At 51.0% G+C, this 20,246-nt stretch carries 21 protein-coding genes; 8 read left to right on the top strand and 13 right to left on the bottom strand.

The annotated features are described in order from the left end of the window. Positions 1 to 6: 6 nt before the first annotated feature. Positions 7 to 2,193: a S8 family serine peptidase gene (locus LG301_RS06215; protein ID WP_404474354.1), complete on the bottom strand. Its 2,187-nt coding sequence runs from the start codon at positions 2,191 to 2,193 to the stop codon at positions 7 to 9. A gap of 460 nt (positions 2,194 to 2,653) precedes the next feature. Here LG301_RS06215 and LG301_RS06210 point away from each other — a divergent pair, with 460 nt between their 5' ends. Next, positions 2,654 to 3,574, top strand: a complete 921-nt coding sequence (locus LG301_RS06210) for a glutaminase (RefSeq protein WP_404474352.1) — start codon at positions 2,654 to 2,656, stop codon at positions 3,572 to 3,574. Here the strand turns inward: LG301_RS06210 and LG301_RS06205 are convergent. After that, entirely contained in the window at positions 3,571 to 4,425 is an 855-nt protein-coding gene (locus LG301_RS06205) for a methylated-DNA--[protein]-cysteine S-methyltransferase (RefSeq protein WP_404474350.1), read from the bottom strand. The two genes, LG301_RS06210 and LG301_RS06205, sit on opposite strands and share 4 nt — an antisense overlap. Before the next feature lie 168 nt (positions 4,426 to 4,593). On the opposite strand from LG301_RS06205, the gene LG301_RS06200 reads away from it, so the two are divergent. Further along, positions 4,594 to 5,187, top strand: a complete 594-nt coding sequence (locus LG301_RS06200) for a LysE family translocator (protein ID WP_290675262.1) — start codon at positions 4,594 to 4,596, stop codon at positions 5,185 to 5,187. Here LG301_RS06200 and LG301_RS06195 read toward each other — a convergent pair. After that, positions 5,173 to 6,003, bottom strand: coding sequence for a helix-turn-helix domain-containing protein (locus LG301_RS06195; protein ID WP_404474348.1), 831 nt, complete (start codon positions 6,001 to 6,003; stop codon positions 5,173 to 5,175). The two genes, LG301_RS06200 and LG301_RS06195, sit on opposite strands and share 15 nt — an antisense overlap. A 199-nt stretch (positions 6,004 to 6,202) precedes the next feature. Between LG301_RS06195 and LG301_RS06190 the strand changes: the two genes are divergently transcribed. Both LG301_RS06190 and LG301_RS06185 read left to right on the top strand, forming a co-directional pair. Further along, a complete protein-coding gene (locus LG301_RS06190) occupies positions 6,203 to 7,021 on the top strand; it encodes a DUF1206 domain-containing protein (RefSeq protein ID WP_404474346.1) in 819 nt (272 codons plus the stop codon). A gap of 12 nt (positions 7,022 to 7,033) precedes the next feature. Next, a complete protein-coding gene (locus LG301_RS06185) occupies positions 7,034 to 7,639 on the top strand; it encodes a YqaA family protein (protein ID WP_404474344.1) in 606 nt (201 codons plus the stop codon). A 43-nt stretch (positions 7,640 to 7,682) separates the two neighbouring features. Here the strand turns inward: LG301_RS06185 and LG301_RS06180 are convergent, their stop codons facing one another. Beyond that, positions 7,683 to 8,168: an Lrp/AsnC family transcriptional regulator gene (locus tag LG301_RS06180; RefSeq protein WP_404474342.1), complete on the bottom strand. Its 486-nt coding sequence runs from the start codon at positions 8,166 to 8,168 to the stop codon at positions 7,683 to 7,685. A gap of 141 nt (positions 8,169 to 8,309) precedes the next feature. On the opposite strand from LG301_RS06180, the gene LG301_RS06175 reads away from it, so the two are divergent. Further along, positions 8,310 to 8,921 (top strand): LysE family translocator, encoded by a 612-nt coding sequence (locus tag LG301_RS06175; protein WP_404474340.1) that lies wholly within the window; start codon positions 8,310 to 8,312, stop codon positions 8,919 to 8,921. Positions 8,922 to 8,985: 64 nt separating this feature from the next. On the opposite strand, the gene LG301_RS06170 is transcribed toward LG301_RS06175, so the two are convergent. Together LG301_RS06170 and LG301_RS06165 are read right to left on the bottom strand one after the other, a co-directional pair. After that, the gene (locus LG301_RS06170; RefSeq protein ID WP_404474338.1) at positions 8,986 to 9,774 is read right to left on the bottom strand and encodes a slipin family protein; all 789 of its coding nucleotides are present in this window, start codon (positions 9,772 to 9,774) and stop codon (positions 8,986 to 8,988) included. A gap of 29 nt (positions 9,775 to 9,803) precedes the next feature. Then, the gene (locus LG301_RS06165; RefSeq protein ID WP_404474336.1) at positions 9,804 to 11,171 is read right to left on the bottom strand and encodes a nodulation protein NfeD; all 1,368 of its coding nucleotides are present in this window, start codon (positions 11,169 to 11,171) and stop codon (positions 9,804 to 9,806) included. A gap of 266 nt (positions 11,172 to 11,437) precedes the next feature. On the opposite strand from LG301_RS06165, the gene LG301_RS06160 reads away from it, so the two are divergent. After that, on the top strand, positions 11,438 to 12,079 hold the full coding sequence (locus LG301_RS06160; protein WP_404474334.1) for an alternative oxidase: 642 nt from the start codon (positions 11,438 to 11,440) through the stop codon (positions 12,077 to 12,079). Positions 12,080 to 12,265: 186 nt separating this feature from the next. Here LG301_RS06160 and LG301_RS06155 read toward each other — a convergent pair whose 3' ends face one another. Next, on the bottom strand, positions 12,266 to 12,673 hold the full coding sequence (locus tag LG301_RS06155) for a DUF4019 domain-containing protein (protein WP_404474332.1): 408 nt from the start codon (positions 12,671 to 12,673) through the stop codon (positions 12,266 to 12,268). A gap of 158 nt (positions 12,674 to 12,831) precedes the next feature. Here LG301_RS06155 and LG301_RS06150 point away from each other — a divergent pair, with 158 nt between their 5' ends. After that, positions 12,832 to 13,587, top strand: a complete 756-nt coding sequence (locus LG301_RS06150) for a class I SAM-dependent DNA methyltransferase (RefSeq protein WP_404474330.1) — start codon at positions 12,832 to 12,834, stop codon at positions 13,585 to 13,587. Here LG301_RS06150 and LG301_RS06145 read toward each other — a convergent pair. Together LG301_RS06145 and LG301_RS06140 are read right to left on the bottom strand one after the other, a co-directional pair. Further along, the gene (locus tag LG301_RS06145; protein WP_188640221.1) at positions 13,584 to 14,054 is read right to left on the bottom strand and encodes a DUF1456 family protein; all 471 of its coding nucleotides are present in this window, start codon (positions 14,052 to 14,054) and stop codon (positions 13,584 to 13,586) included. The genes LG301_RS06150 and LG301_RS06145 overlap by 4 nt on opposite strands. A 10-nt stretch (positions 14,055 to 14,064) precedes the next feature. Further along, positions 14,065 to 14,487: a tetratricopeptide repeat protein gene (locus tag LG301_RS06140; RefSeq protein ID WP_404474328.1), complete on the bottom strand. Its 423-nt coding sequence runs from the start codon at positions 14,485 to 14,487 to the stop codon at positions 14,065 to 14,067. Positions 14,488 to 14,718: 231 nt separating this feature from the next. Between LG301_RS06140 and LG301_RS06135 the strand changes: the two genes are divergently transcribed. Further along, positions 14,719 to 15,918: a DEAD/DEAH box helicase gene (locus LG301_RS06135; protein ID WP_404474326.1), complete on the top strand. Its 1,200-nt coding sequence runs from the start codon at positions 14,719 to 14,721 to the stop codon at positions 15,916 to 15,918. 49 nt (positions 15,919 to 15,967) lie between these two features. On the opposite strand, the gene rho is transcribed toward LG301_RS06135, so the two are convergent. From rho to LG301_RS06115, 4 genes are all read right to left on the bottom strand, one after another. Then, positions 15,968 to 16,924 carry a transcription termination factor Rho gene (gene rho / locus LG301_RS06130; RefSeq protein WP_404474325.1) on the bottom strand — a complete coding sequence of 319 codons (957 nt, stop codon included), beginning with the start codon at positions 16,922 to 16,924 and terminating at the stop codon, positions 15,968 to 15,970. Between the two features lie 385 nt (positions 16,925 to 17,309). After that, positions 17,310 to 19,199, bottom strand: coding sequence for an AAA family ATPase (locus tag LG301_RS06125; RefSeq protein WP_404474323.1), 1,890 nt, complete (start codon positions 19,197 to 19,199; stop codon positions 17,310 to 17,312). After that, positions 19,196 to 19,711 carry an ABC-three component system middle component 5 gene (locus LG301_RS06120; protein ID WP_404474321.1) on the bottom strand — a complete coding sequence of 172 codons (516 nt, stop codon included), beginning with the start codon at positions 19,709 to 19,711 and terminating at the stop codon, positions 19,196 to 19,198. The genes LG301_RS06125 and LG301_RS06120 overlap by 4 nt, the downstream gene beginning before the upstream one ends. Continuing rightward, positions 19,705 to 20,244: an ABC-three component system protein gene (locus LG301_RS06115; RefSeq protein ID WP_404474319.1), complete on the bottom strand. Its 540-nt coding sequence runs from the start codon at positions 20,242 to 20,244 to the stop codon at positions 19,705 to 19,707. Before LG301_RS06115 ends, LG301_RS06120 begins: the two co-directional genes overlap by 7 nt. Between the last annotated feature and the right edge of the window lie 2 nt (positions 20,245 to 20,246).

The following is a 20,246-nucleotide window of genomic DNA, read 5'->3' as shown; positions in this document are numbered from 1 at the left end:
CACCTATTACCAAGCGTAGGTGTAGTTTATCATGGCCGCTGTGTCGCTCGATGCGTCAGCATCGTGGCCCGGCTCTCGGGTATGCAGCAGGTTGAACTGCCACTGGCTGCGCTCACTGGTAGCAAACCCATAGCCCAGCTCGATATCAAGCTGACGGCCAGACGGCTCCAGAGACGCGCTTCGCGTTTCACGCACCACGCTGCCATCCAAGCGGCGCCCTACGGGCACATCGAAGCTCGCCGTGGCGCTGTCTATGCGCAGCGGCTGGCGCAGGGTAAGCGCCCAGCGCTCGGCGCGCTCGCCTTCCCCTTGCCACTGTAGCCCCAGGGCCATTTGCTGAGCACGCATGCCGTCCACACTTGTCATCAGGCCGTTGCCCGACGCGCTGCCCTGCCCCTGCTCAAATTCGACAAAACCACGGAAGCCATCTAATTGCGCCTGCAGGCTAACGCCCGTAAAGCGCATCTGATTATCGTCGCCCAACCCCAGTGCGCCACTACCGCTAGCGCCCAATAGGCCCTGCTGTTCGGTCAACTGGCCAACGTAGCTGTCAATACTCAGCCCTGGGGCAATTTGCCATGCAAGCCCTACGTCCGAGCGCTGCGCCTGATAGTCGCTAGCCGCATCGTCGGCAACACTCCCGGCCCAATGGGACGCCGTCATACTCAGCCGTTCCCCCAAGGCATAGCGGGTTTCCATGCCATCGACGCGCTCGAAGGCCTGGGTGAGCGCCGAGCCCGCCTGGAACGAGATCATTGGCATCACGCCTAGCTCTGCGTAGTTGCCCATCGGGCTAGGCTGGTCGCCCGAAAAACGAAAGGCGCTGAGCTGGGCGTTACCAAAGGTGCCATCGAAACGGCTGGCCAACAGCTCACCGAAGGCCGTGCTGCTGGTAGAAAAACGATAGTTGCCTTCAATAGCCGTCTGAGGAGTGACGTGCGATGGGGAGGCGCTAGCCATCTGCTGCATCTGATCGCGAAGCTGCGTGGCCCGCGTGGTGCGGGGCTGCGTATTGTGCCCTAAATCAATGGCGTAATCTCGCCCCAGCGCGTCAAAGGCCACCACGTTCTCTAACACTCCAGACGCTGCGACCGCATCGCCATAAGCGTCGGAAAGCTGCAGGTAAGAGGCATCAGCTAGCGCACCGCCATCGTCCACTCGCTGGCTTTGGCTGACGAGCAGATCGCCTTCCGGCGCTAAGGCCGCGTCAATATCGGCAATGCCTTGGCCCAAATAGAAGGCGCCACAGTTTAACGTGCCGCTCGCGCCGCAGTTATTCTGCTGAAACAACGCGCTCTGCTGGCTTGCCGTATCTAACAGCCGCTGGCTCGCCTGCTGAGCCGTTAAATGCGGCCACTGGCCCACAATTCCTGCGGCGTACTCTGAAATCCGTGCAGCGGAAATCGACGTGCCCTGGGCGCCAACCTGACGGTTAACGAAGTCGGTTCCAATGGCGCGCGCTTGCAATCGAGCATCGTCCCCTGGGTAGCTACTTGATGGGTGAATATTGCCATTCGCCGTGGTACCGACGGCGATTAGCATCATCTCGTAAAGCCCAGGTTGGCTGGTGTAAATAGGGTTGCCTTGGGTGTCGATAGCGCGGCCGGCATTACCGGCGCTCACCACGTAAATTGCACCTTTACCGCCATTGGCATTAACAACGCGCTGATAGGAGGCCGCTGAGGTCACCCCATTAAAGGAGAGCCTGGGATCGCTGGCCTCTAAGCGGCGGGAAAAACTGGCGTTAATTACCCTGGCACCGCGACTGGCCGCTTCACCAATAGCGTAATCGAGTGCATTACTGAAGGTGTTACCTAGGCTATCTTCTACTTTCAGCAGGTCTAAGCGGGCATTACCCAAATTCCCGCTAGTAATCGCGGAGGAAACGGCGTTGCCGTGCCATTCATCAAAACCGCGAACATCTGACGTGCCGGTATGGACATCTAAGCTTTCAATCACGCGCTCGCTATTAATGATAGCAGCTACATCAAACGCACTATCCGCCACCGCCACTCTTACCAAACCAGGCGAAAGCGGTACCGGAGCTTGGCTGGCCCCCACACCAGAGGAAAAACCGCTGGGCGTATGCATATCCTGGCTGCCACCACCGCCACCGCTGGAGCTACATCCTGATAATGACAGCGTGCTGAGCGCAATCCCTACCGCTAAGAAGAGAGGATGGCGCTCAAACATAATGAACGCCTAGGTATTTAATAAAAGCAAACATGAGATTCGTTACCCGTTTCGATGCAGGGGATGAGATGCCGAAGCATTAAATACTGAGAAAAATAACGAATCAAGTTAATAAAAGTATGAAAATACTCATCAAACAAAAAACACAACAAAATTAAAAACAGCTGATAAATATTATAATAATGGATAAATCTACTAATTAAGCTATAGTTTATTTTAACTATTACTTGTTTAAAAGCGACGAGCCGCTTCTTAAAACAATAAGAAAGAGTGCCACCAAAAATGCCATATCGCGCTTGAATAACTTAGAGGTTATGCCTAGAGCCTATGCGGCGCTTTTTTACATCAATGTCACTCGAAATGGGCATTATGTCGTGTTGAAGGGGCACACATCAGCAGACAGCCTCAGCATTTTCCGCTAGGGTAGCGGCCCCCACGCTGCCATACGACGATGGATTTCATGCAAGAGTTGCTTAACGATATCGCCACCCAACTTGCCCTTGAAACTGAGCGGGGCAAAGTAGCGGACTACATCCCCCAGCTAGCCCATGTCGACCCAAACCAGTTTGCCATTAGCTTGGCCACTATAGACGGCCAGCGCTTTTCTGCAGGCTGCGCCACTACGCCGTTCTCAATTCAGAGTATTTCCAAAGTATTTACACTGACTATCGCTCTGGGCAAATGGGGCGATGGGCTGTGGTCTAAGCTTGGACGCGAGCCTTCTGGCGACCCGTTTAACTCGATTGTTCAGCTAGAGCATGAGGGAGGAAAACCGCGTAACCCGTTCATTAACGCTGGGGCCATTGCGGTAGTGGATGCCATTATGATGGGCCACGAACCCAAAGAGACCCTCGCCGAAATATTGAGCTTTGTACGCTACATTGCTGACGACAACAGTATCTGCTTTGACCATCAGGTTGCAGCTTCGGAAATGCAACACAAAGACCGCAACGCATCGCTTGCCCACTTTATGAAGGCCTTTGGCCATCTACGCCACGATGTCGATAAAGTGCTGGGCACTTACTTCCACCAGTGCGCTATCGCCATGAGCTGCGAGCAGCTTGCTCATGCGGGACTGTTCTTGGCCTCAGACGGCGTTAACCGCCCTAGCAACCTAAGAGTGGTATCACCCCAGCGTGCGCGGCGGATCAACTCGCTAATGATGATGTGCGGCCACTACGATGCATCGGGGGAGTTTGCCTTCCGCGTCGGCCTACCCGGCAAAAGTGGCGTAGGCGGCGGCATTTTAGCGGTTGCCCCTGGTCGCGGCTCGCTGGCCGTATGGTCGCCAGGCTTGGATAAATACGGTAATAGCCTGCTGGGCACACGCGCCCTGGAAATGTTTGTCCAAGACACCGGCTGGTCCGTATTTGGGCACTAGCACAGCGTATGTTCCAGCGGTTTAACGTGCTGGGCGACTTCCCAAGCTTGCACCATCTGTTTTTTCGCTACGCCCCAGCGGTAGCCACCTAGCGCGCCGCTTTGTTGAATCACTCGGTGGCAGGGAATCCATAGCGCGATGGGGTTAGCGCCCACCGCATTGCCCACCGCACGGGAAGATTTCGGCGACCCCAGCGCCTGCGCAACATGGGAGTAGCTGGCAAGCTGCCCATCAGGAATCATCAGCAGCGCTCGCCAAACGTTAATTTGGAAGTTCGTTCCGCTAACGTGCAGCGACAGCGCCCCCGGCGCGGCGTTGTGTTGTGGCTCAAACAGCGCCTCGACCGCATAACGGGTGGCGTCTGGCTGTTGGCGCAACGTGCAGCGAGGCCAATCGGCAGCCAACTGAGCGAGCATCTCCTGCTTCGGTGTGGCGGCAAGAAACCCCATGCGACAAATGCCCCTGGGGGTGGTGGCCACCAGCACTTCCCCAAACGGTGTGGGGTGAATGCCATAAGCAATCTCAACGCCCTGCCCTTGACGCTTAAACTCTCCAGGTGTCACCGCTTCCAGCGTGACAAAATGATCGTAAAGCCGCGAGCCGCCGCTTAGCCCCAGCGCCTGGGCAGTATCGGTAAGGCTCTGGGCAGACGCGATCAGCTGTTTACCCCGCGCCAGTGTCAGCGCCTGCAAAAAGCGCTTGGGGCTCACACCTGCATAGCGGCAAAACAGCCGTTGGAAATGGAACGCGCTCAAATGAACCTGCGCCGCCACTGTTTCCAAACTCGGCTGCTGGGCAGCATTCGCCACCATAAAGGCCATGGCTTTTTCAATCCGGGCGTAGTCGTTCATCGCTTCATTCTCACGGGCCACATTGCGGAGTAGTGCTTATGTACGCTCCAGCTTACCCAGCAAAGGCGCCAAACCCCACCCGAATCTTGCGCAAGTCATGCATCAGTTTTGTGCAATACGCCGACAGCGCTCTCTCGCAAACTGCCACCTCCCTTCAGGAGGAACATTATGAACACATCGCTACTGTTACCCATGTCGGCGTTTGCCCTGGCGGCGTCTATTTCACCAGGGCCAGTTAATATCGTTTGTTTAAGCAGCGGCACCCACTACCCCATTCATAAAGGTTTCATCTTCGTGACGGGGGCGACGCTGGGCTTTCTCGTGCTGTTTCTTGGTATTGGCGCAGGCCTCTACTCGCTGCTAAATGTGATGCCCTGGCTGGAGGAGGCGCTAAAATGGGCAGGTATCGTGTTCTTACTCTATCTAAGCGTTCGTTTGCTCCAGCACGATGGCCATGTAGGGGAACACACCCCACATAAAGCTCCTGGCTTTTTCACTGGGGCTGCCATGCAGTGGCTAAACCCCAAAGCGTGGCTGGCCTCGGCAGCGGGCATTGGCGCGTACACCAATGGTAACGACCCTTATCTGATTGGCCTATTTGCCCTTCTATATCTACCAATCTGTTGGCTTTCCCTGGCAAGCTGGGTTTACGCGGGGGTATTTCTAAAACGCTATATGCACCGCTCCGTGGTGCTACTAACGATCAATCGCTGCCTGGCAGCAGGCTTGGCAGGCAGCGCGTTATTTCTACTTTTTGAATAAGGGTGCGCGGTATTGATTTGGCGTAGCAGCTACCAGCCGCTTGAACGTACGTTGAAAATGGGGCTGATCGTTAAACCCCGCCGTTAGTGCCGCCTCAACAATCGGTTGGCCTTGCCTTAACGCCGCTTGTCCTAGCTGAATGCGTTGGTTGATCAGATAGGCATGAGGCGTTAAGCCATAGTGCTGCTTGAACGAACGAATCAGGTGCCCCGCGCTGTATCCCGTTTGCTGGGATAAATCATCCAGCGAAATATCGCGTGCGCAGTGTTCGTTCAGATAATGCGCCACCTGCGCCAGCAGTTTAGGCGTTGGCGGTTGCGCCAGCGGCGGCTCTTCTGCCAGTTCAATCATCAGTGTCGTTAGATAAGCTGTTAATGCCTGCTGTTTGTGGTCAATCGTGCCTTGCTCATCCAATAAGCAATCGGCCATTACGCAAAACTGGGTATAGAGAAGAGGCTGGCGGATGACCGCCGTGGCGATGTCTTGCCACTCTAAGGAGGGCAGCAGACCAAGTTGATAACGCAGTTCACTCAACCAACAGCTGTCGACATAGAGCATCAAATACGCCCAAGGTTGATCAGCGACTGGGTTGCAGGCATGCACCCAGTGTGGGTTCATCATGACCAAGTCACCGGCGCTAATCTGATGCGATGCATCCCGATATAGAAAGGTGCTGACACCGGCTGTCACCGCCCCCAGCGACCAGTGCGCATGACTATGTGGTGCATAACACACCTGCCGCGCATCCATTATCTTGCGCAGCTCGACATGTGGCATATGCTCATCACGCCAAAAAATAGGCAATACATGATTCATCCGCTTATCGGACTCCCTAATATACTGAAGGCGAATGTCATCGCATTTGGCCCTGCACCGGGTGAACATACCCTTCAAATTGCAGCATAGTCTAAGCTGGACAATAGCACAGCACGCACACAGTATGAGCCGCCAGACAGGCTCTAGATAAGCCAGATTGCATAGGAATTCGCAATGCCATTAACGTCAGGAGGACACTATGGCCAGTCGTATGAATAACCCAGATCACCGTGATGCGATTACCCTGTTTGCTCGCATGGGCTACGCCTCACGGGGCATCGTTTATGTATTGGTGGGTGGCCTTGCCGCTCTGGCAGCCTTTGGGCAAGGCGGCCAAACTGAAGGCAGCCGGGGCGCCTTAGAACGTGTGCTCACCGCCCCATTTGGTAAAATCATGTTATGTATCATTGCTGTCGGTTTAGTCGGCTACGCTATGTGGCGCACGATTCAAGCCGTTAAAGACGCCGACCATCACGGTAATGACGCCAAAGGGTTAGCTATTCGCGCGGGCTTATTGGCAAGTGCTATTACGCATATTCTATTGGCTTTTTTTGCCGCGACGCTGATCTTCCAATTCGCGGGGTCTTCCGGGGATTCAGGCGGTGGCTCACAAGGCATGGCGGGGTGGTTGATGCAGCTGCCTTTTGGGCGCTGGCTGGTGGGGGGAGTTGGCTTAGTCATGATAGGCGTAGGTATTGCCCACGCGTTCAAAGGCTATCAGGCCAAATTCGACAAACACTTTGCGATGCCACCACAAACGCAACGATGGGCTTACCCTATCTGCCGATTCGGCTTAGTGATTCGCGGTCTCGTCTTTTTAATCGTAGGTAGCTTTTTTATCATCGCGGCCTACCAAATTAATCCCAATCAAGCAGGCGGCATAGGGGAAGTCTTCAGCACGCTGCGCAGCCAACCTTTTGGACAGTGGTTGCTGGCCTTTGTCGCCCTAGGGCTCTTTGCGTTTGGTCTCTACAGCCTTTTAGCGGCCGTCTATCGCCGTATAAATACTGAAATGTAGAGAGCCAAACTAATGCTTTCAACAACGCGAACGAAACAGTGGTTCGAGCGTATTAACGGCTCGAAGCACATGCTGTGGCTACTCGGCACGCTCTCTTTTTTAGAAACCATTATTTTGCCAATTCCCATTGAGCTGGTATTGATCCCGCTCATGGCGATGAACAAGCAGCGCATTTGGGCAATAGCCACCGCGACGACCCTTGGCTGTCTGATAGCGTCCATTGTCGGCTATGCCGTGGGTATGGTGCTGTATCAATCCATAGGGACTTGGTTTATTGAATTTATGGGAATGGAGCAAAGCTATCAGGCATTTCAGGACGTCTTTAATCAGTACGGTTTTGCCGCCATTTTGGCGATTGGCATTTTGCCCATTCCATTTCAGGTAGCGATGATTACCGCCGGGCTTTCTGGCTATCCTATTGTGCTCTTTGCCCTAGCGGCGTTCATTGCACGCGGGCTTCGCTATTACGGACTTGCCTGGCTGGTACACCGCTTTGGCCACCGAGTAGAAAGCATGTGGAAGCGCCATGCGCTTAAAACCAGCCTGGCGCTTGGCATGGTGGTTCTGGTGGTGGTTGTCGGGCTTCAGACGCTAGCGGGGGTAGTGATGTCGCGTTAATCGAAAACCAAATATCTCCCGCCCCCACCTTTTGACTGCTCGGCTAGGCCTGATTGCTATTATCCAACGGTAAGGTCCCATACTCTTTTACCGGCTGTATCGCAAAGTTGCTGCGAATATCGCTTACGCCCGGTAAGCGCAGCAACGTCCCCGTTAAAAACGCCTCGTATGCTGCCAAGCTAGGCACGACCACCTGTAGCAGAAAATCAGACTCACCAGACACCAGGTGCGCAGTCACCACTTCCGGCAGTTTGACCACTGCTTCTCGAAAGGCATTGGCCTGCTCTTCATGGTGGCGTTCTACCTTGATGCCTACAAACACCGTTAACTCCAGCCCGACGCTCCGGCGGTCAAGCTCTGCGTGGTAGCCACGAATAATGCCGCTTGCTTCCAAGCGTCGCACTCGGCGTAAACAGGGAGACGGCGACAAATTCACTTTCTCCGCAAGCTCCACATTGGTTAAGCGAGCATCCCCCTGCAGCAACGCAAGAATACGTCGGTCGGTCGCATCTAACTGATCACTTGGCATAAGCAGGTATTTTCCTACTGCTAGTTGGCATAAAACACTAATAACAACATTTTTATGAGTGTAAATGGCAAGAAATCACTCATGCACTTAACGGTATCATGCCTCTTATAAAGCCACCACGTGCATTTAGAGGGAACGGCCATGGAAATCAGTCTTTTTATTAGCGCTTTAGCCATTGTTTACCTGATTCCAGGGCCAGATATGCTGTTAGTGCTGCATACCAGTAGCACGCTGAGCCGCAAACATGGGCTAGCGACAGCGTTAGGCTTAGCCATCGCTCGGGGGCTGCATGTGGCGTTAGCGGGCTTGGGCTTAGCGGCCCTGTTTGTCGCTGCCCCATGGCTTTTTGATACCGTTCGGTACCTTGGCGCTGCCTACTTGGTTTGGGTGGGCGTACAGCTAATTCGTCCCCATCAGGGCGTTGATATCCAACACTCCCACGCATCGCTTACCGGGAGCTATTACCTGGCTTGGAGACGAGGCTTTTTAACCAACCTGCTGAACCCAAAATCGCTGCTTTTTTGTTCGGTGCTATTACCCCAGTTTGTTCACACACAACACGGTGGCGTTGCGCTTCAGTTCACTTTACTGGGGATTGTACTGGTGGGCGTGGGGCTTTTGTATGATGCGCTATATGCCTGTTTGGGCGCACAAATGCAGCGCTGGTTTGCCAACCATCAAAAAAGGCAAACCATACAGCGCTGGGTATTTGGGACACTCATCATCGGCTTTGCCGTGCGGTTAGCATCTTGATAGCCGGCTTGATTAGCCAACGCGCTATGTTTGCACATACTAAGCAGCCAGCTGGCAGCAAGCATTATGCACCGTTTTGTTGATTATCCGGCGCTGACGCCTGATGCTTCGCCTTCATATCTTTAAACGCTTCCATAATGTCCATAGGTAGCGGGAACACAATGGTTGAAGCATTTTTATTGCTCATATCACTCATGGTTTGCAGGTAACGTAGCTGGAGTGCGGCGGAGTTTTCCTGCATCACATTGGCGGCTTCCACGAGTTTTTTCGATGCCTGTAGTTCACCCTCTGCGTGAATTACCTTGGCGCGACGTTCACGTTCCGCCTCTGCTTGGCGAGCAATGGCGCGAATCATACTTTCATCCAGATCGACATGTTTAATCTCAACGTTCGCAACCTTGATGCCCCATGCTTCCGTCTGGGTATCAATGATCTCTTGAATATCATCGTTCAGCTTATCCCGCTCAGAAAGCATCTCATCAAGGTCGTGTTTACCCAGCACGGAGCGAAGAGTCGTTTGCGCCAGCTGGCTGGTCGCCTGGGTAAAGTTCTCTACCTGAATAATCGCCCTCTCAGGGTCGACTACGCGAAAGTACAGCACGGCATTCACTTTTACCGTCACGTTATCTTGAGAGATCACGTCCTGCTCGGGCACATCCATCGTGATGACGCGTAAGTCCACTACTTCCATCTTCTGAACGCCAGGAATCACAATCACCAGCCCTGGCCCTTTCACCTTTTGGTATCGCCCCAGAAAGAACACTACCCCGCGCTTATACTCGGGCAAGATACGGATAGAGGCAGCAAATAGCATTACTACCAACACAACGGGAACAAAATAAGAAAGCATCATTGCACACCTCGTCTAGCCGTTGGTTTTGGTTAATAGGGCGCCACATGGACGGTGAGACCATCAAGCCCCACTACCTTTAAGGTATCTCCTTGCTTAACGGGCACCTCACACACTGCGTTCCACCGCTCTCCGTGCAGGCGCACATGGCCCCGTGTATGAAAGTCTTCTAGCGCCAACGCTTGAGCACCCATAAGCTGCTCTGCCCCCGTGTGTGCGGGGCGCCTGCGTAACGTGGCAAATCGAGTGAGTGTCCACAGCATCAAACTGGCTGAAATCAGCGCTACCCCGCCAATCAGGGGTAACGAAATAGCGAGGTATTCCGCGTCCATCAGCATTACAGAGCCTAAAACAAAGGCGACGACGCCACCCACCCCTAATATGCCAAAACTGGGGAGTAGCGTTTCTCCCACCATGAGCGCCAGCCCCACCACCACCAACGCTAGTCCCGCGTAATTGATAGGCAGTACCTGGAAGGCAAAAAGTGCTAGTAAAAGCGAAATAACGCCGATGGTGCCTGGGAATAGGCTACCGGGACTTGATAGCTCAAAAATGAGCCCGTAAAAGCCAATAATCATCAAAAAGTAGGCAATATTGGGGTTCGTGATCAGCGACAACAGCTGGGTACGCCAATCTGGATCAAAACGCTCGACGATCAGATTTTCTGTCGCTAACGTCATCTCTCCTTGCTCCATTACCACCGTCATGCCGTCCAGCTGCGCTAAGAGGTCATCGATGTCTCGTGTGACGACATCGATCACATTTTGCTCCAGTGCTTGGTTAGCCGTGAGGTTAACCGCATCACGAACCGCCTCTTCTGCCCACTCAGCATTACGCCCATGACGCTCTGCCAAGCCACGAATAAAGCTAACGGCGTCCTCCAGCACCTTTCGCTCCATCGCAGTGCCTTCACGCTCTGCCGTATTTGAGGCGTCGTCGTTTTCTTCCGCATTATCCTCACTGCCCGGCAAGCCCGAGCCACCCATTTGTACCGGGGTGGCTGAGCCTAAATGGGTCGAAGGCGCCATAGCTGCCACGTGGCTACCGTACAATAGATAAGTGCCAGCGCTTGCCGCGCGTGCGCCGCTGGGGGACACATACATGGCCACGGGGATCTCGGAATTAAGCATGGCTTGAATCATGTCGCGGGTCGTTTCAACCAGCCCGCCGGGAGTATTAAGCTCAACAATCACCAGCTGACTATCGTGCTCTTCAGCGCGACGAAGCCCCCGCTCAAAATAGTCTTTTGTGGCTGGGCCAATGGCACCCTCAACATTAAGCACTAACGCGCTAGCACCGCTGCTTTGCGCCGCTGCCTGCCACGTAAATGACAATGCCGTCATCATTACGCCCACCAGCATTACCCACAGCCAATGCGATTTGAGAGGAAAGGCGTGCATATTCGCTCCCGCGCTTCGCGCCAGTGTCTAAGTCCTACAACAGTGACCTCTACAGCACCACTTGGCTTCACAAAACCTGTACAACTCCTAGAAACCAAAAAGCAGCTGTTAATATCAAAACCTCTTGTTAACGTAGCAACCCCTGGGTGTGCTCGCCATAAAATAAGCAAAAGTAAGCACTAACTCTTGCATTGTTTACCCTTCCTGCGTGAACCAGACTCTTATACAGAAGTCGTACCACTAGAACATTTCAGATAAGGAAGATAATGATGCGCACCACTAACGACCGTTCAACCGAAAGTGATACAAAGCAGACCCACTATCAACCACGCGGACTTTCTGACCGCATTGCTTATCGGTTAGTACGCTTCATGCGCTTTTTTGCAGATGCGTTTTTTGCAGGCCGCTATGGCCATCGAGCGGTCATTTTAGAAACGGTGGCCGCGGTGCCCGGCATGGTCGGAGGCGCCATCCAGCATTTACATGCCCTGCGGCGTATTAAAGATGACGACGGCTGGATTCGTACGCTGCTGGATGAAGCTGAAAATGAGCGTATGCACTTAATGACGTTTATCAAAGTGGCCAAACCCAACCGCTTTGAGCGTTTCATTATTATGTTGGCGCAAGGTATTTTCTTTAACCTGTTTTTCTTGCTTTACCTCTGCTCCAGCAAAACCGCCCACCGAGTAGTGGGTTACTTAGAAGAGGAAGCCGTTTATAGCTATACCGAGTACCTAGAGGGAATTGATCGCGGCGAATACGAAAACATCCCTGCTCCGCAAATCGCTATCGACTACTGGAACTTGCCGCAGGATGCCCGGCTGCGTGAGGTGGTGGTTGCGGTAAGGGCTGATGAAGCAGGCCACCGTGACACCAACCATGATTTTGCTGATCAGCTCTCTCAATAACTTTTTCAATAACTTGCTCAATAACTTGCTCAATAACTTGCTCAATAACTTTCTCGATAACTCTTCCAATAGCGCTGTCTAGGCAGTTCTATTTCAATCGTAGTACTCAGTCACTTCCACTACTGGTTGAGTTGGCGCCGCTGGTTCGGCGGCACTGTTGTATCTTCCGCCACGTCTGCCCTGTCCTTATTCAATATAATAGCCGCTCACGCGCCACGTACCGTTTTCAAGATGGGGCGTTACTACCTCCATTACCCTGGGATTGTTTTCAAAACGCGTTTGAAACGTAAATTCCTTATAGTCCCCCTGCGGTGCGCCGGGCATCGACGTGTACTGCGACACGCGCACGCGACGCCGCGCTTGCGCTGCGCCAAGATCCCGCCGCGACAGCGAAATAGTGCGCTGAAGCATAGCCGAGGAAAGTGGTGCTTTTAACAGCGGCGATGCATCTTCCCACGCCTGCTGGTATTCACCGTTATCTACCGCCGCTAACCACGCCAGCACCGCCGCTTCAGCCGCCTGCACAGAAGCCTTGGCATAAGTCGGAAGAGTGAGCAGTAGAGTAGTAAGACAAAGGGCACGTAATTTGCGCATAGCGGACTCTTGTGGCGACGTTAGGATTTACTACATTAAGGTGTTATCGGGAAGTAGACAGATTTCTTTAGCCGTCATCCCGCCCTCACTTCTCAAACCCCAACCGCTCGTTTACTATGCGCCACCCAATTTATTTCAGCCCTCACCATTAGGCCACTATGTCCGTCAACGCACTCTACACCGACCTTTCTGGCTACTACGATTTGATGTGCGTCGACATCGACTACCAGGCCCAAAGCAACGCCATTCATCGCCTGCACCAAATTTTTGGTAACGCAGGTAAACGCCATCTGGACGTAGCCTGCGGCACCGGCCCTCACGTGCGTCATTTTCTGGATGCTGGCTATACCAGCAGCGGGTTGGACATTAACCAACCGATGCTGGATATCGCCGCCCAACGGTGCCCAGAGGCGCACTTCTCACTGCAGGATATGGGCAGCTTTGAGGTCGACGAACCGCTAGATCTCATCACCTGCTTTCTGTACTCCATCCACTACAGCGATGGCCTAGAGAAACTAAGCGCCTGCATTGCCAGCGCCCACCGTGCTTTGAACGAAGGCGGCGTGTTCTGCTTTAACGCCGTGAACAAGCAGCGCATTAACAACGCGCTATCCGCCAAACATACTGCCCAGCAGGCAGGCGCCACGTTCTCATTCTGTTCAGGCTGGCACTACAGCGGGCAAGGGGCACGGCAGTCGTTACGGCTGAGCATTGAGAAAACAGAGGCAGGCGCAACGCAGGTGTGGAACGACGAGCACCCCATGGTGGCGGTCAGCTTTAGCGAGCTTATCGCCCTGCTGGAGCCTACCTTCGAGGTGCACGTGTTTGAGCATGATTACCAGACCATCACGCCCTGGGATAACGTCTCAGGCAATGCGATCTTCGTGTGTGTGAAGCGCGAGGGCCTTGCTTAGCCTTTATCGTTCGGGCGCAGCTGAAGCTGAATGCCCATCAGGAAATTACGTAGCATTTGGTCTTTACACTCACGGTAGTTCTTATGGCTCGGCTTGCGGAAAAACGCGCTGAGCTCATGGTGGCTTAGCGGCAGCCCCACCTGCTCAAACACTTCCAGCACATCGTCGGCCTTCATGTTCAGCGCAATGCGCAGCTTCTGGAACACCATATTGTTGTTCAGCTGCGATTCTGGCGCAGGCTGCGGGCCTTCACGCTTGCCGCGCTTAAAGCTGATGAAACCGTTCAAGAACGCAGCCAGCTCCCGGTTTTTCATCGTCACGAAGGCGTCGTCTTCGTCTTTCTTCAGCCACGCGGTGACCTGCGGCTGGGTAACGGGCACTTCTGCCAGCGCGAAGATATCCACGATGGTGTTGTCTTTTAAATCAAAGGTGTAGCGGATACGGCGAAAAATATCGTTATTGGTCAAAATCAGATTCCTAACCGGTAGTTAATGTTGCCAGCAGCTCATCAATTTCTGCTTTGAGTTCGTTATCTTCAATAGTGTGGGCACTGGCCTGGGCCTGCTGCAAGCGTTCAATCGCCGCCTGGTTGTCGCCCAGTTCCACTTGCAGTGCCGCCATGGAGAAACCAATCGAGGCAATGTGGTCGTTCAACTGCTTGGCCACCGCTTTATCCAGCGCTTTTTGGTAGATCGGCAGCGCGTCTTCTAGCTCTTCGGTGAAGTCGGCCAGGGTTTCCCACTGCTCCGGGTGGTCTTTCTCGGTGTTCTCGTGCTCGGTGCAGATCGCCTGCAGCTCGGCATACAACGCTTCAAAAGTGGCGCGGTCATCTTTGGCAGCGGCCTTCATCAGCTTTTCGGCGAGTTCGTACACTGCCTTGTAAATTTTGGTGTTAATCATGAACCACTCCCCCTATTGCTCAGTAACAGATGACGCAAAACAGACTGATAACAAACCCGGCAAGCGTGAGCTTCTGGGTGAATGGGGGGATTATACCTTGTGGGGATGGGGGTACGGGGGAAAGGTTGGATGGAAATAAACGCGTAATCGAGCAACGAACGGTTGATTTTACGCTATGCTGCACCACTTTTTATTTTCGACACCCCTTACGACACTCTGTCAGAGCTTCTCATGCCCTTTGCAAAACTAGGCTTATCCAGCCCTCTCGTTCAGGCGATTACCGAACTCGGTTACCAGACGCCAACGCCCATCCAAGAACAAGCGATTCCTGCCATTCTGTCGGGTAAAGACTTAATCGCCACCGCACAAACCGGCACGGGCAAAACCGCCGCCTTTGTGCTGCCGCTGCTGGAACAGTTCAGCAAAGCCGCAGAGCCGCTGCGCGGTAAACGCATTCGTGCGCTGATCCTTGTGCCCACCCGCGAGCTGGCGGTTCAAGTGGAAGCCAGCGTGGCGCAATACGCCAAGCATACCGCGCTCACCTCGATGGCCGCGTATGGCGGCGTGGATACCGCGCCGCAAAAAGAGCGCTTGATCGAAGGGTTGGATATTCTGGTCGCCACACCGGGCAGGCTGCTGGATTTGGCGCATCAGCGTGCGCTGCACTTCGATGAACTGCAAGTCATGGTGCTGGACGAAGCGGACAGAATGGTCGATATGGGCTTTGTCGATGACATCCATAAAATCATCGTGCGCCTGCCGGAGAACCGACAGAACCTGCTGTTCACGGCCACCATGACCAACGACGTGCGCGCCATCGCCCACGCGTTTTCAGACAGCAAAATGACCGACATGGCGGCGAACATCTCCATTACTCCTAACGTGCACGCCGCCGCCACCATCAAACAGTGGCTGATCACAGTCGACAAAGACACCAAGTCCGCCCTGTTGAGCCACCTGATCACCGAGCAAGCGTGGGATCAGGCGCTAATTTTTGTCGAGAAAAAGCACAGCGCGGCCAAGCTAGTGGCTCAGCTGGAAAAGCGCGGTATTCAAGCGGATTCCATCCATGGCGGCAGAAGCCAAGCCATGCGTGAAAAGGTGTTGGATCAGTTCAAATCGGGCGAACTGAAGTACCTGGTAGCTACGGGCGTGGCCGCTCGGGGGTTGGATATTGGCGAACTCAGCCGTGTGGTGAATTACGATTTACCCTTCCAGCCGGAAGAGTACATCCACCGCATTGGCCGCACCGGCCGCGCGGGAGCTACTGGTGAAGCCATCTCGCTGGTCGATATCAGCGACTTTAAAAATCTGTGCGCGATTGAAAGGCGCTTGAAAAACACCATTGAGCGCAAAGAAGTGGAAGGCTTTTCGGTCAAAAAAGCCGTGCCCGCGTCTAATTTGAACCACATTAAAAAAAGCAGCCGTTAAGCGTTCACCAAGAAGCTCACCTTTAAGAATACAAGGGTGAGCTTCACCGCTACTCAGCGGGCGAAAAAGCATCCAACAGCTCAGTATTCGTGGGGTATTTCTCCAACAGCGCAAGCAGCTTCTGCGCGCCTTCGACGGGCTTAAGCGGTGTTAACGCTCTGCGCAGGGTGCGTACTTTTTCAATATCTTTCGCTTCGATCAATAGCTCTTCTCGGCGGGTACTGCTTTTGGCAATATCAATCGCCGGGAAAATTCGCTGATTAGCCACGTCCCGTGATAACACCAGCTCCATATTGCCCGTGCCCTTAAACTCCTCAAAAATCACCTGATCCATACGGCTTCCCGTATCCACCAGCACGGTGGCCAGAATGGTAAGCGAGCCGCCGTTTTCGATCTTTCGCGCCGCGCCAAACAGTTTGCGGGGTATTTCCATCGCCCGAGCATCCAGCCCACCCGACATGGTACGCCCATTGCCCCGCTGCTCGGCATTATGAACCCGAGAAAGCCTGGTGAGTGAATCGATCACGATCATCACATCGTGCCCCTCGCCTGCCTGCTTACGCGCCGTATCCAGCAGCTGATCAGCCATCCGCACATGGTGCGCATAGCTTTCATCGGACGATGAGGCATGCACTTCAGCCGAGACGCTGCGCTTAAAATCGGTCACTTCTTCCGGGCGCTCATCAATCAGCAAGGCATACAGCTTTATCTCCGGGTAAGCCTCTGCCACCGCTTGGCAGATATGCTTTAACAGCGTCGTTTTGCCAGAGCCGGGCGGTGCCACAATCAAGCCCCGCTGCCCCATGCCGATGGGCGTAATCAAATCCATCGCCCGCACGGTAAGTGGCTGATCACTCGGCGCTAAATAGAGGCGTGGGGAGGGATGGATGGCGGTGCCGTTTAGGAAGCGTGTTATGGGGTCGTTGATGGTTTGTTCTTCGACTTCGTTGGTGGGTTTGGTGTCTGTCTGTCTTTTCACCTTCAAGCCTAGTGTTTTTCTCGTCATAATATTGATGGATCGCCTTGAATAAACTGAATTTATAGAATAGCTGCATCATAGCCAGCGACTGGGCGTATCGTTAGGTACTTGGCATGGAAAATGGGTAAGTCTAAATTATGCTCAATCAGATAATACACCGCGTGCGCAAAGGTACTGGGTTGGAGCAGCTCTTAGTAGTAGTTGGTCACCACCATGGCTTTCTGATCGTGGTTATAGGGCTTTAAGCTTGGCATGCTGACCACTCCTCGTCTGTTTTTCCCGATCCTACAAAAACCTAGCCGTCAAAGGGGTTTTCTACAGCCTCAACATAAAGCTGAAACGCTCCGGTTTTCGGTATCGCTTTTGAGCTTTGCTATGTATTTTTAAGGCCATAATGCCAAATATCAATTTTCTAAAACTCTAGTGTATGCATACCTTTTTCATACATTGGTCCTACGCAAAACTTAGTGTCATTTAAATCAGGTGCGATCATTGAAGTTGTGAATATTAACTGGTAATTCTTTTTTAGTTTTTTGCATTCAGAAATAATCAGGTGCTGAAAATTGTGGCTACGCTCATCAACCATCCCTTTATCTTCAATATTATCCATAATCATAAAATTCGGCAATCGCGCATACTTGTCTTCTACTGCATGTAAAAATATAGCTAATCGTATACTGTTTTTCATAATAACCATTGAACTCGCAGAGAATTTACTACGCCCATTAACAAACATTTTATCTTTAGAAAAATCAAAACTTACTTCTTCAACATTATCAAAACTAGGCTCATAACCACCATCTTGAGATAACAAATTTCCAGCGGTGGCTTCAATAGAATCATAAACTAGATTATATCTATCTGCTTGTTGAGCATTTATTGCATCCAGCTTATCTTTAATATTCAGGATGCTTTTATTTATCTTTTCCTTAGTGTTACGCATGGACTCAACTTTGTTAACGTTCTCCCTCCGATCTTCTAGCGCTATCATTTGACTTTTACAAAAACCCATTTCTGAAGATATTTCAGATATTATTGCGTCTTTAGCGTTAACACTTACCTTTAGCTCCTGATATTCAAACCTAGCTTCCTCAATACGTCTAGTTATCCTAGGGAGTTGACTAGCAATAGAATCCATTTCCTCTCGAAATTCGTTAATTAAATCATTACTTTCCCTCAATTGAAAATTCAACTCATTTAACATTTGCACATACGCAACATCACGCTCACCATCTCTTGCTTCTGTTTTACATAAGCAACAACTAGATCGCCCTTGATCAAGGACAGGTTCTAAGCAAGCAGGGCAATATTTAAATTGGATCTCACCCAAAGAAGAGAATGCAACTCTAGATTGCTCCAGCGCCATCTTTCTTTCATTTAAAGAAATGACAAACAGTTCAGTGTCAGTTAGTTCAATCGAAACTTCATATTTGTCTGATTCTAGTTTCTTCTTTCTTTCAAAAAGCTCTTCTATTTCTACTTGTAAAGTTAAAGCCTTTTCTGCTACAAGCTTATCCTCTTCTCCTGAATAATCGTGAAGAACTTCCCTCTTGCGTTTCTTTAAATAACCTACTTTTAGTTCTAACTCAGAAATTTCGTTGTTAAGCGCTTGCTCATTTATCTGTGAAACTTCATTACCAAAAAGCCGATATATTGCATTGAGCTCACCATTAAGCCTTTCGAATTTTTTGTTTTCTGATAGCAAGTCTTGCCTTAAATTGTGGGCTTCAAGATCATCAATACCTAGCAAATAATCGCCAATGGCTCGCCTAAAAGTAGCGTTGTCCCATTCCTTATCCTCTTTTAAGAGCTTGGTAGTTGCTGACAGCTGATCTACATACATAAGGCGGAGAATTTGATGTAGTGTCAAATTCTTTGAGTCATCAGTTTTATGTCTTGGCATGCCCAACAATTCAAATATTTGCTGAGAAAAGCTGTGCCTCTCGTTACTTCGGCGCATTGAGTATTGTGTCCATGCTGCGACCGAGTTTAAAGCATCTTCAAACTTCCCTTCAAAGATATCCATTTTTGCTTGGCCACTTTCAGTAATATCTCTCCTTAAGCAAAAAATATTACCATTCAAAACCACTTCCACAATAACCCAATCACAACTAAGCTGTTCTTTGGTCCATTCAGTTAGAACTGCACCCAATGCATAGGACATCAAATCAACAACAGTTGATTTACCAGTACCATTAACGCCACGTATTATATTGACGCCATTATGAAATTTTTGATTATATACAAAAAACCCAGATTTATTGACAGCAAAGCGACTTACAAGCAGATTAGACTGACTCATACCCCCTCCAAATCATACCTAAACTCCATCAAGCCAGTCCTCATCTTCAACCCTTTTTTTCCGCTAAAGTTAACCAGAGGTAGCTCGTTAGCAATTATTCTAAACCATTCTTCACTTACATTTTTCGCTTCATTTATTGCCACTGAAATACTTTCTGGAAGAATTTCATCAGTTCTTTTTACCTTTTTATCTTTAAAGCTGTCAAAATCAATCAGTTTCTTAGCAAGAAGGTTATGAAGAGCAACACTTTGCAATGACTCCAATTCATGAATAATTCGCTTCGTATTAAGCATTGACTCAAACGGATCTGGAATTTCTTCAATCAATCGTTTATATTCTCTTAACTCTATCGGCAATGGTTTTATTTTTTTTAATAAGTGAGGAAACAGTATATAGAAATCCAACAATCTATAAAGTTCTATGTCTATTTCATCATGAACAGAATGTTCTAGGAGCAACAATGTCCTAAAAACGCAGTGATTGGCATCCTGAAAGGGATGATAAATTAGCATTCTTCCCCCCAAACAAGATGACACTTTCCAGTTAAAAAATAAAGCATTCCATTAACTGTTTCAGACGTAACCGTAATATCAAATCTAACAATTGCTTGATGAATTGGCTTTATTATTTCCTCATATATTAGCTTATCGACTTCATCATTAGATGCCCCATCTATAATTTTAGGGTTAATGCTGTTATACCAAGTTGTATTAATGGCTGACAGTACTTGAATATAGATTTGCTGTTCAGCAATTGACATTTGATTTTTCGCGACTCGCCGAGAAAATTTATTTTTTAGACGTCGTGCTCTCTTAAACAAGTCATTTCTCTCTCCATTTTCAAGCTTCTTCTCTAAACCAATAATTTCTCGATCTGGATGTTTAGTTATTAACTCTGTTAAATCCTCTATTAGGTCGACTAACTTTTCATCACCGCGACAAGCTTTCTTGATCTGTTCAACCGCAGTTTCCAAGTGCGTTAATGAGACGAAATTATTGTCTCCAATATGCTGAGCTTTATCTTGATAGTTTGCACTACTATTCATAA

It is taken from the genome of Vreelandella venusta (genome assembly GCF_044809155.1).
GTDB lineage: Bacteria > Pseudomonadota > Gammaproteobacteria > Pseudomonadales > Halomonadaceae > Vreelandella > Vreelandella venusta_B.
The sequence above is the reverse complement of the archived record's forward strand: the minus strand, read 5'-3'. Positions and strand labels throughout refer to the sequence as shown.

What these genes read in the sequence shown, in the direction of transcription:
- LG301_RS06180 (WP_404474342.1), bottom strand. Translation starts at nt 8,168, where the DNA reads ATGCCAAGTGATCAGTTAGATGCGACCGACCGACGTATTCTTGCGTTG.
- LG301_RS06140 (WP_404474328.1), bottom strand. Translation starts at nt 14,487, where the DNA reads ATGATTAACACCAAAATTTACAAGGCAGTGTACGAACTCGCCGAAAAG.
- LG301_RS06155 (WP_404474332.1), bottom strand. Translation starts at nt 12,673, where the DNA reads ATGCGCAAATTACGTGCCCTTTGTCTTACTACTCTACTGCTCACTCTT.
- LG301_RS06170 (WP_404474338.1), bottom strand. Translation starts at nt 9,774, where the DNA reads ATGATGCTTTCTTATTTTGTTCCCGTTGTGTTGGTAGTAATGCTATTT.
- LG301_RS06165 (WP_404474336.1), bottom strand. Translation starts at nt 11,171, where the DNA reads ATGCACGCCTTTCCTCTCAAATCGCATTGGCTGTGGGTAATGCTGGTG.
- LG301_RS06120 (WP_404474321.1), bottom strand. Translation starts at nt 19,711, where the DNA reads ATGCTAATTTATCATCCCTTTCAGGATGCCAATCACTGCGTTTTTAGG.
- LG301_RS06175 (WP_404474340.1), top strand. Translation starts at nt 8,310, where the DNA reads ATGGAAATCAGTCTTTTTATTAGCGCTTTAGCCATTGTTTACCTGATT.
- LG301_RS06135 (WP_404474326.1), top strand. Translation starts at nt 14,719, where the DNA reads ATGCCCTTTGCAAAACTAGGCTTATCCAGCCCTCTCGTTCAGGCGATT.
- LG301_RS06125 (WP_404474323.1), bottom strand. Translation starts at nt 19,199, where the DNA reads ATGAGTCAGTCTAATCTGCTTGTAAGTCGCTTTGCTGTCAATAAATCT.
- LG301_RS06195 (WP_404474348.1), bottom strand. Translation starts at nt 6,003, where the DNA reads ATGAATCATGTATTGCCTATTTTTTGGCGTGATGAGCATATGCCACAT.
- LG301_RS06200 (WP_290675262.1), top strand. Translation starts at nt 4,594, where the DNA reads ATGAACACATCGCTACTGTTACCCATGTCGGCGTTTGCCCTGGCGGCG.
- LG301_RS06115 (WP_404474319.1), bottom strand. Translation starts at nt 20,244, where the DNA reads ATGAATAGTAGTGCAAACTATCAAGATAAAGCTCAGCATATTGGAGAC.
- LG301_RS06205 (WP_404474350.1), bottom strand. Translation starts at nt 4,425, where the DNA reads ATGAACGACTACGCCCGGATTGAAAAAGCCATGGCCTTTATGGTGGCG.
- LG301_RS06185 (WP_404474344.1), top strand. Translation starts at nt 7,034, where the DNA reads ATGCTTTCAACAACGCGAACGAAACAGTGGTTCGAGCGTATTAACGGC.
- LG301_RS06160 (WP_404474334.1), top strand. Translation starts at nt 11,438, where the DNA reads ATGATGCGCACCACTAACGACCGTTCAACCGAAAGTGATACAAAGCAG.
- LG301_RS06190 (WP_404474346.1), top strand. Translation starts at nt 6,203, where the DNA reads ATGGCCAGTCGTATGAATAACCCAGATCACCGTGATGCGATTACCCTG.
- rho (WP_404474325.1), bottom strand. Translation starts at nt 16,924, where the DNA reads ATGACGAGAAAAACACTAGGCTTGAAGGTGAAAAGACAGACAGACACC.
- LG301_RS06150 (WP_404474330.1), top strand. Translation starts at nt 12,832, where the DNA reads ATGTCCGTCAACGCACTCTACACCGACCTTTCTGGCTACTACGATTTG.
- LG301_RS06210 (WP_404474352.1), top strand. Translation starts at nt 2,654, where the DNA reads ATGCAAGAGTTGCTTAACGATATCGCCACCCAACTTGCCCTTGAAACT.
- LG301_RS06215 (WP_404474354.1), bottom strand. Translation starts at nt 2,193, where the DNA reads ATGTTTGAGCGCCATCCTCTCTTCTTAGCGGTAGGGATTGCGCTCAGC.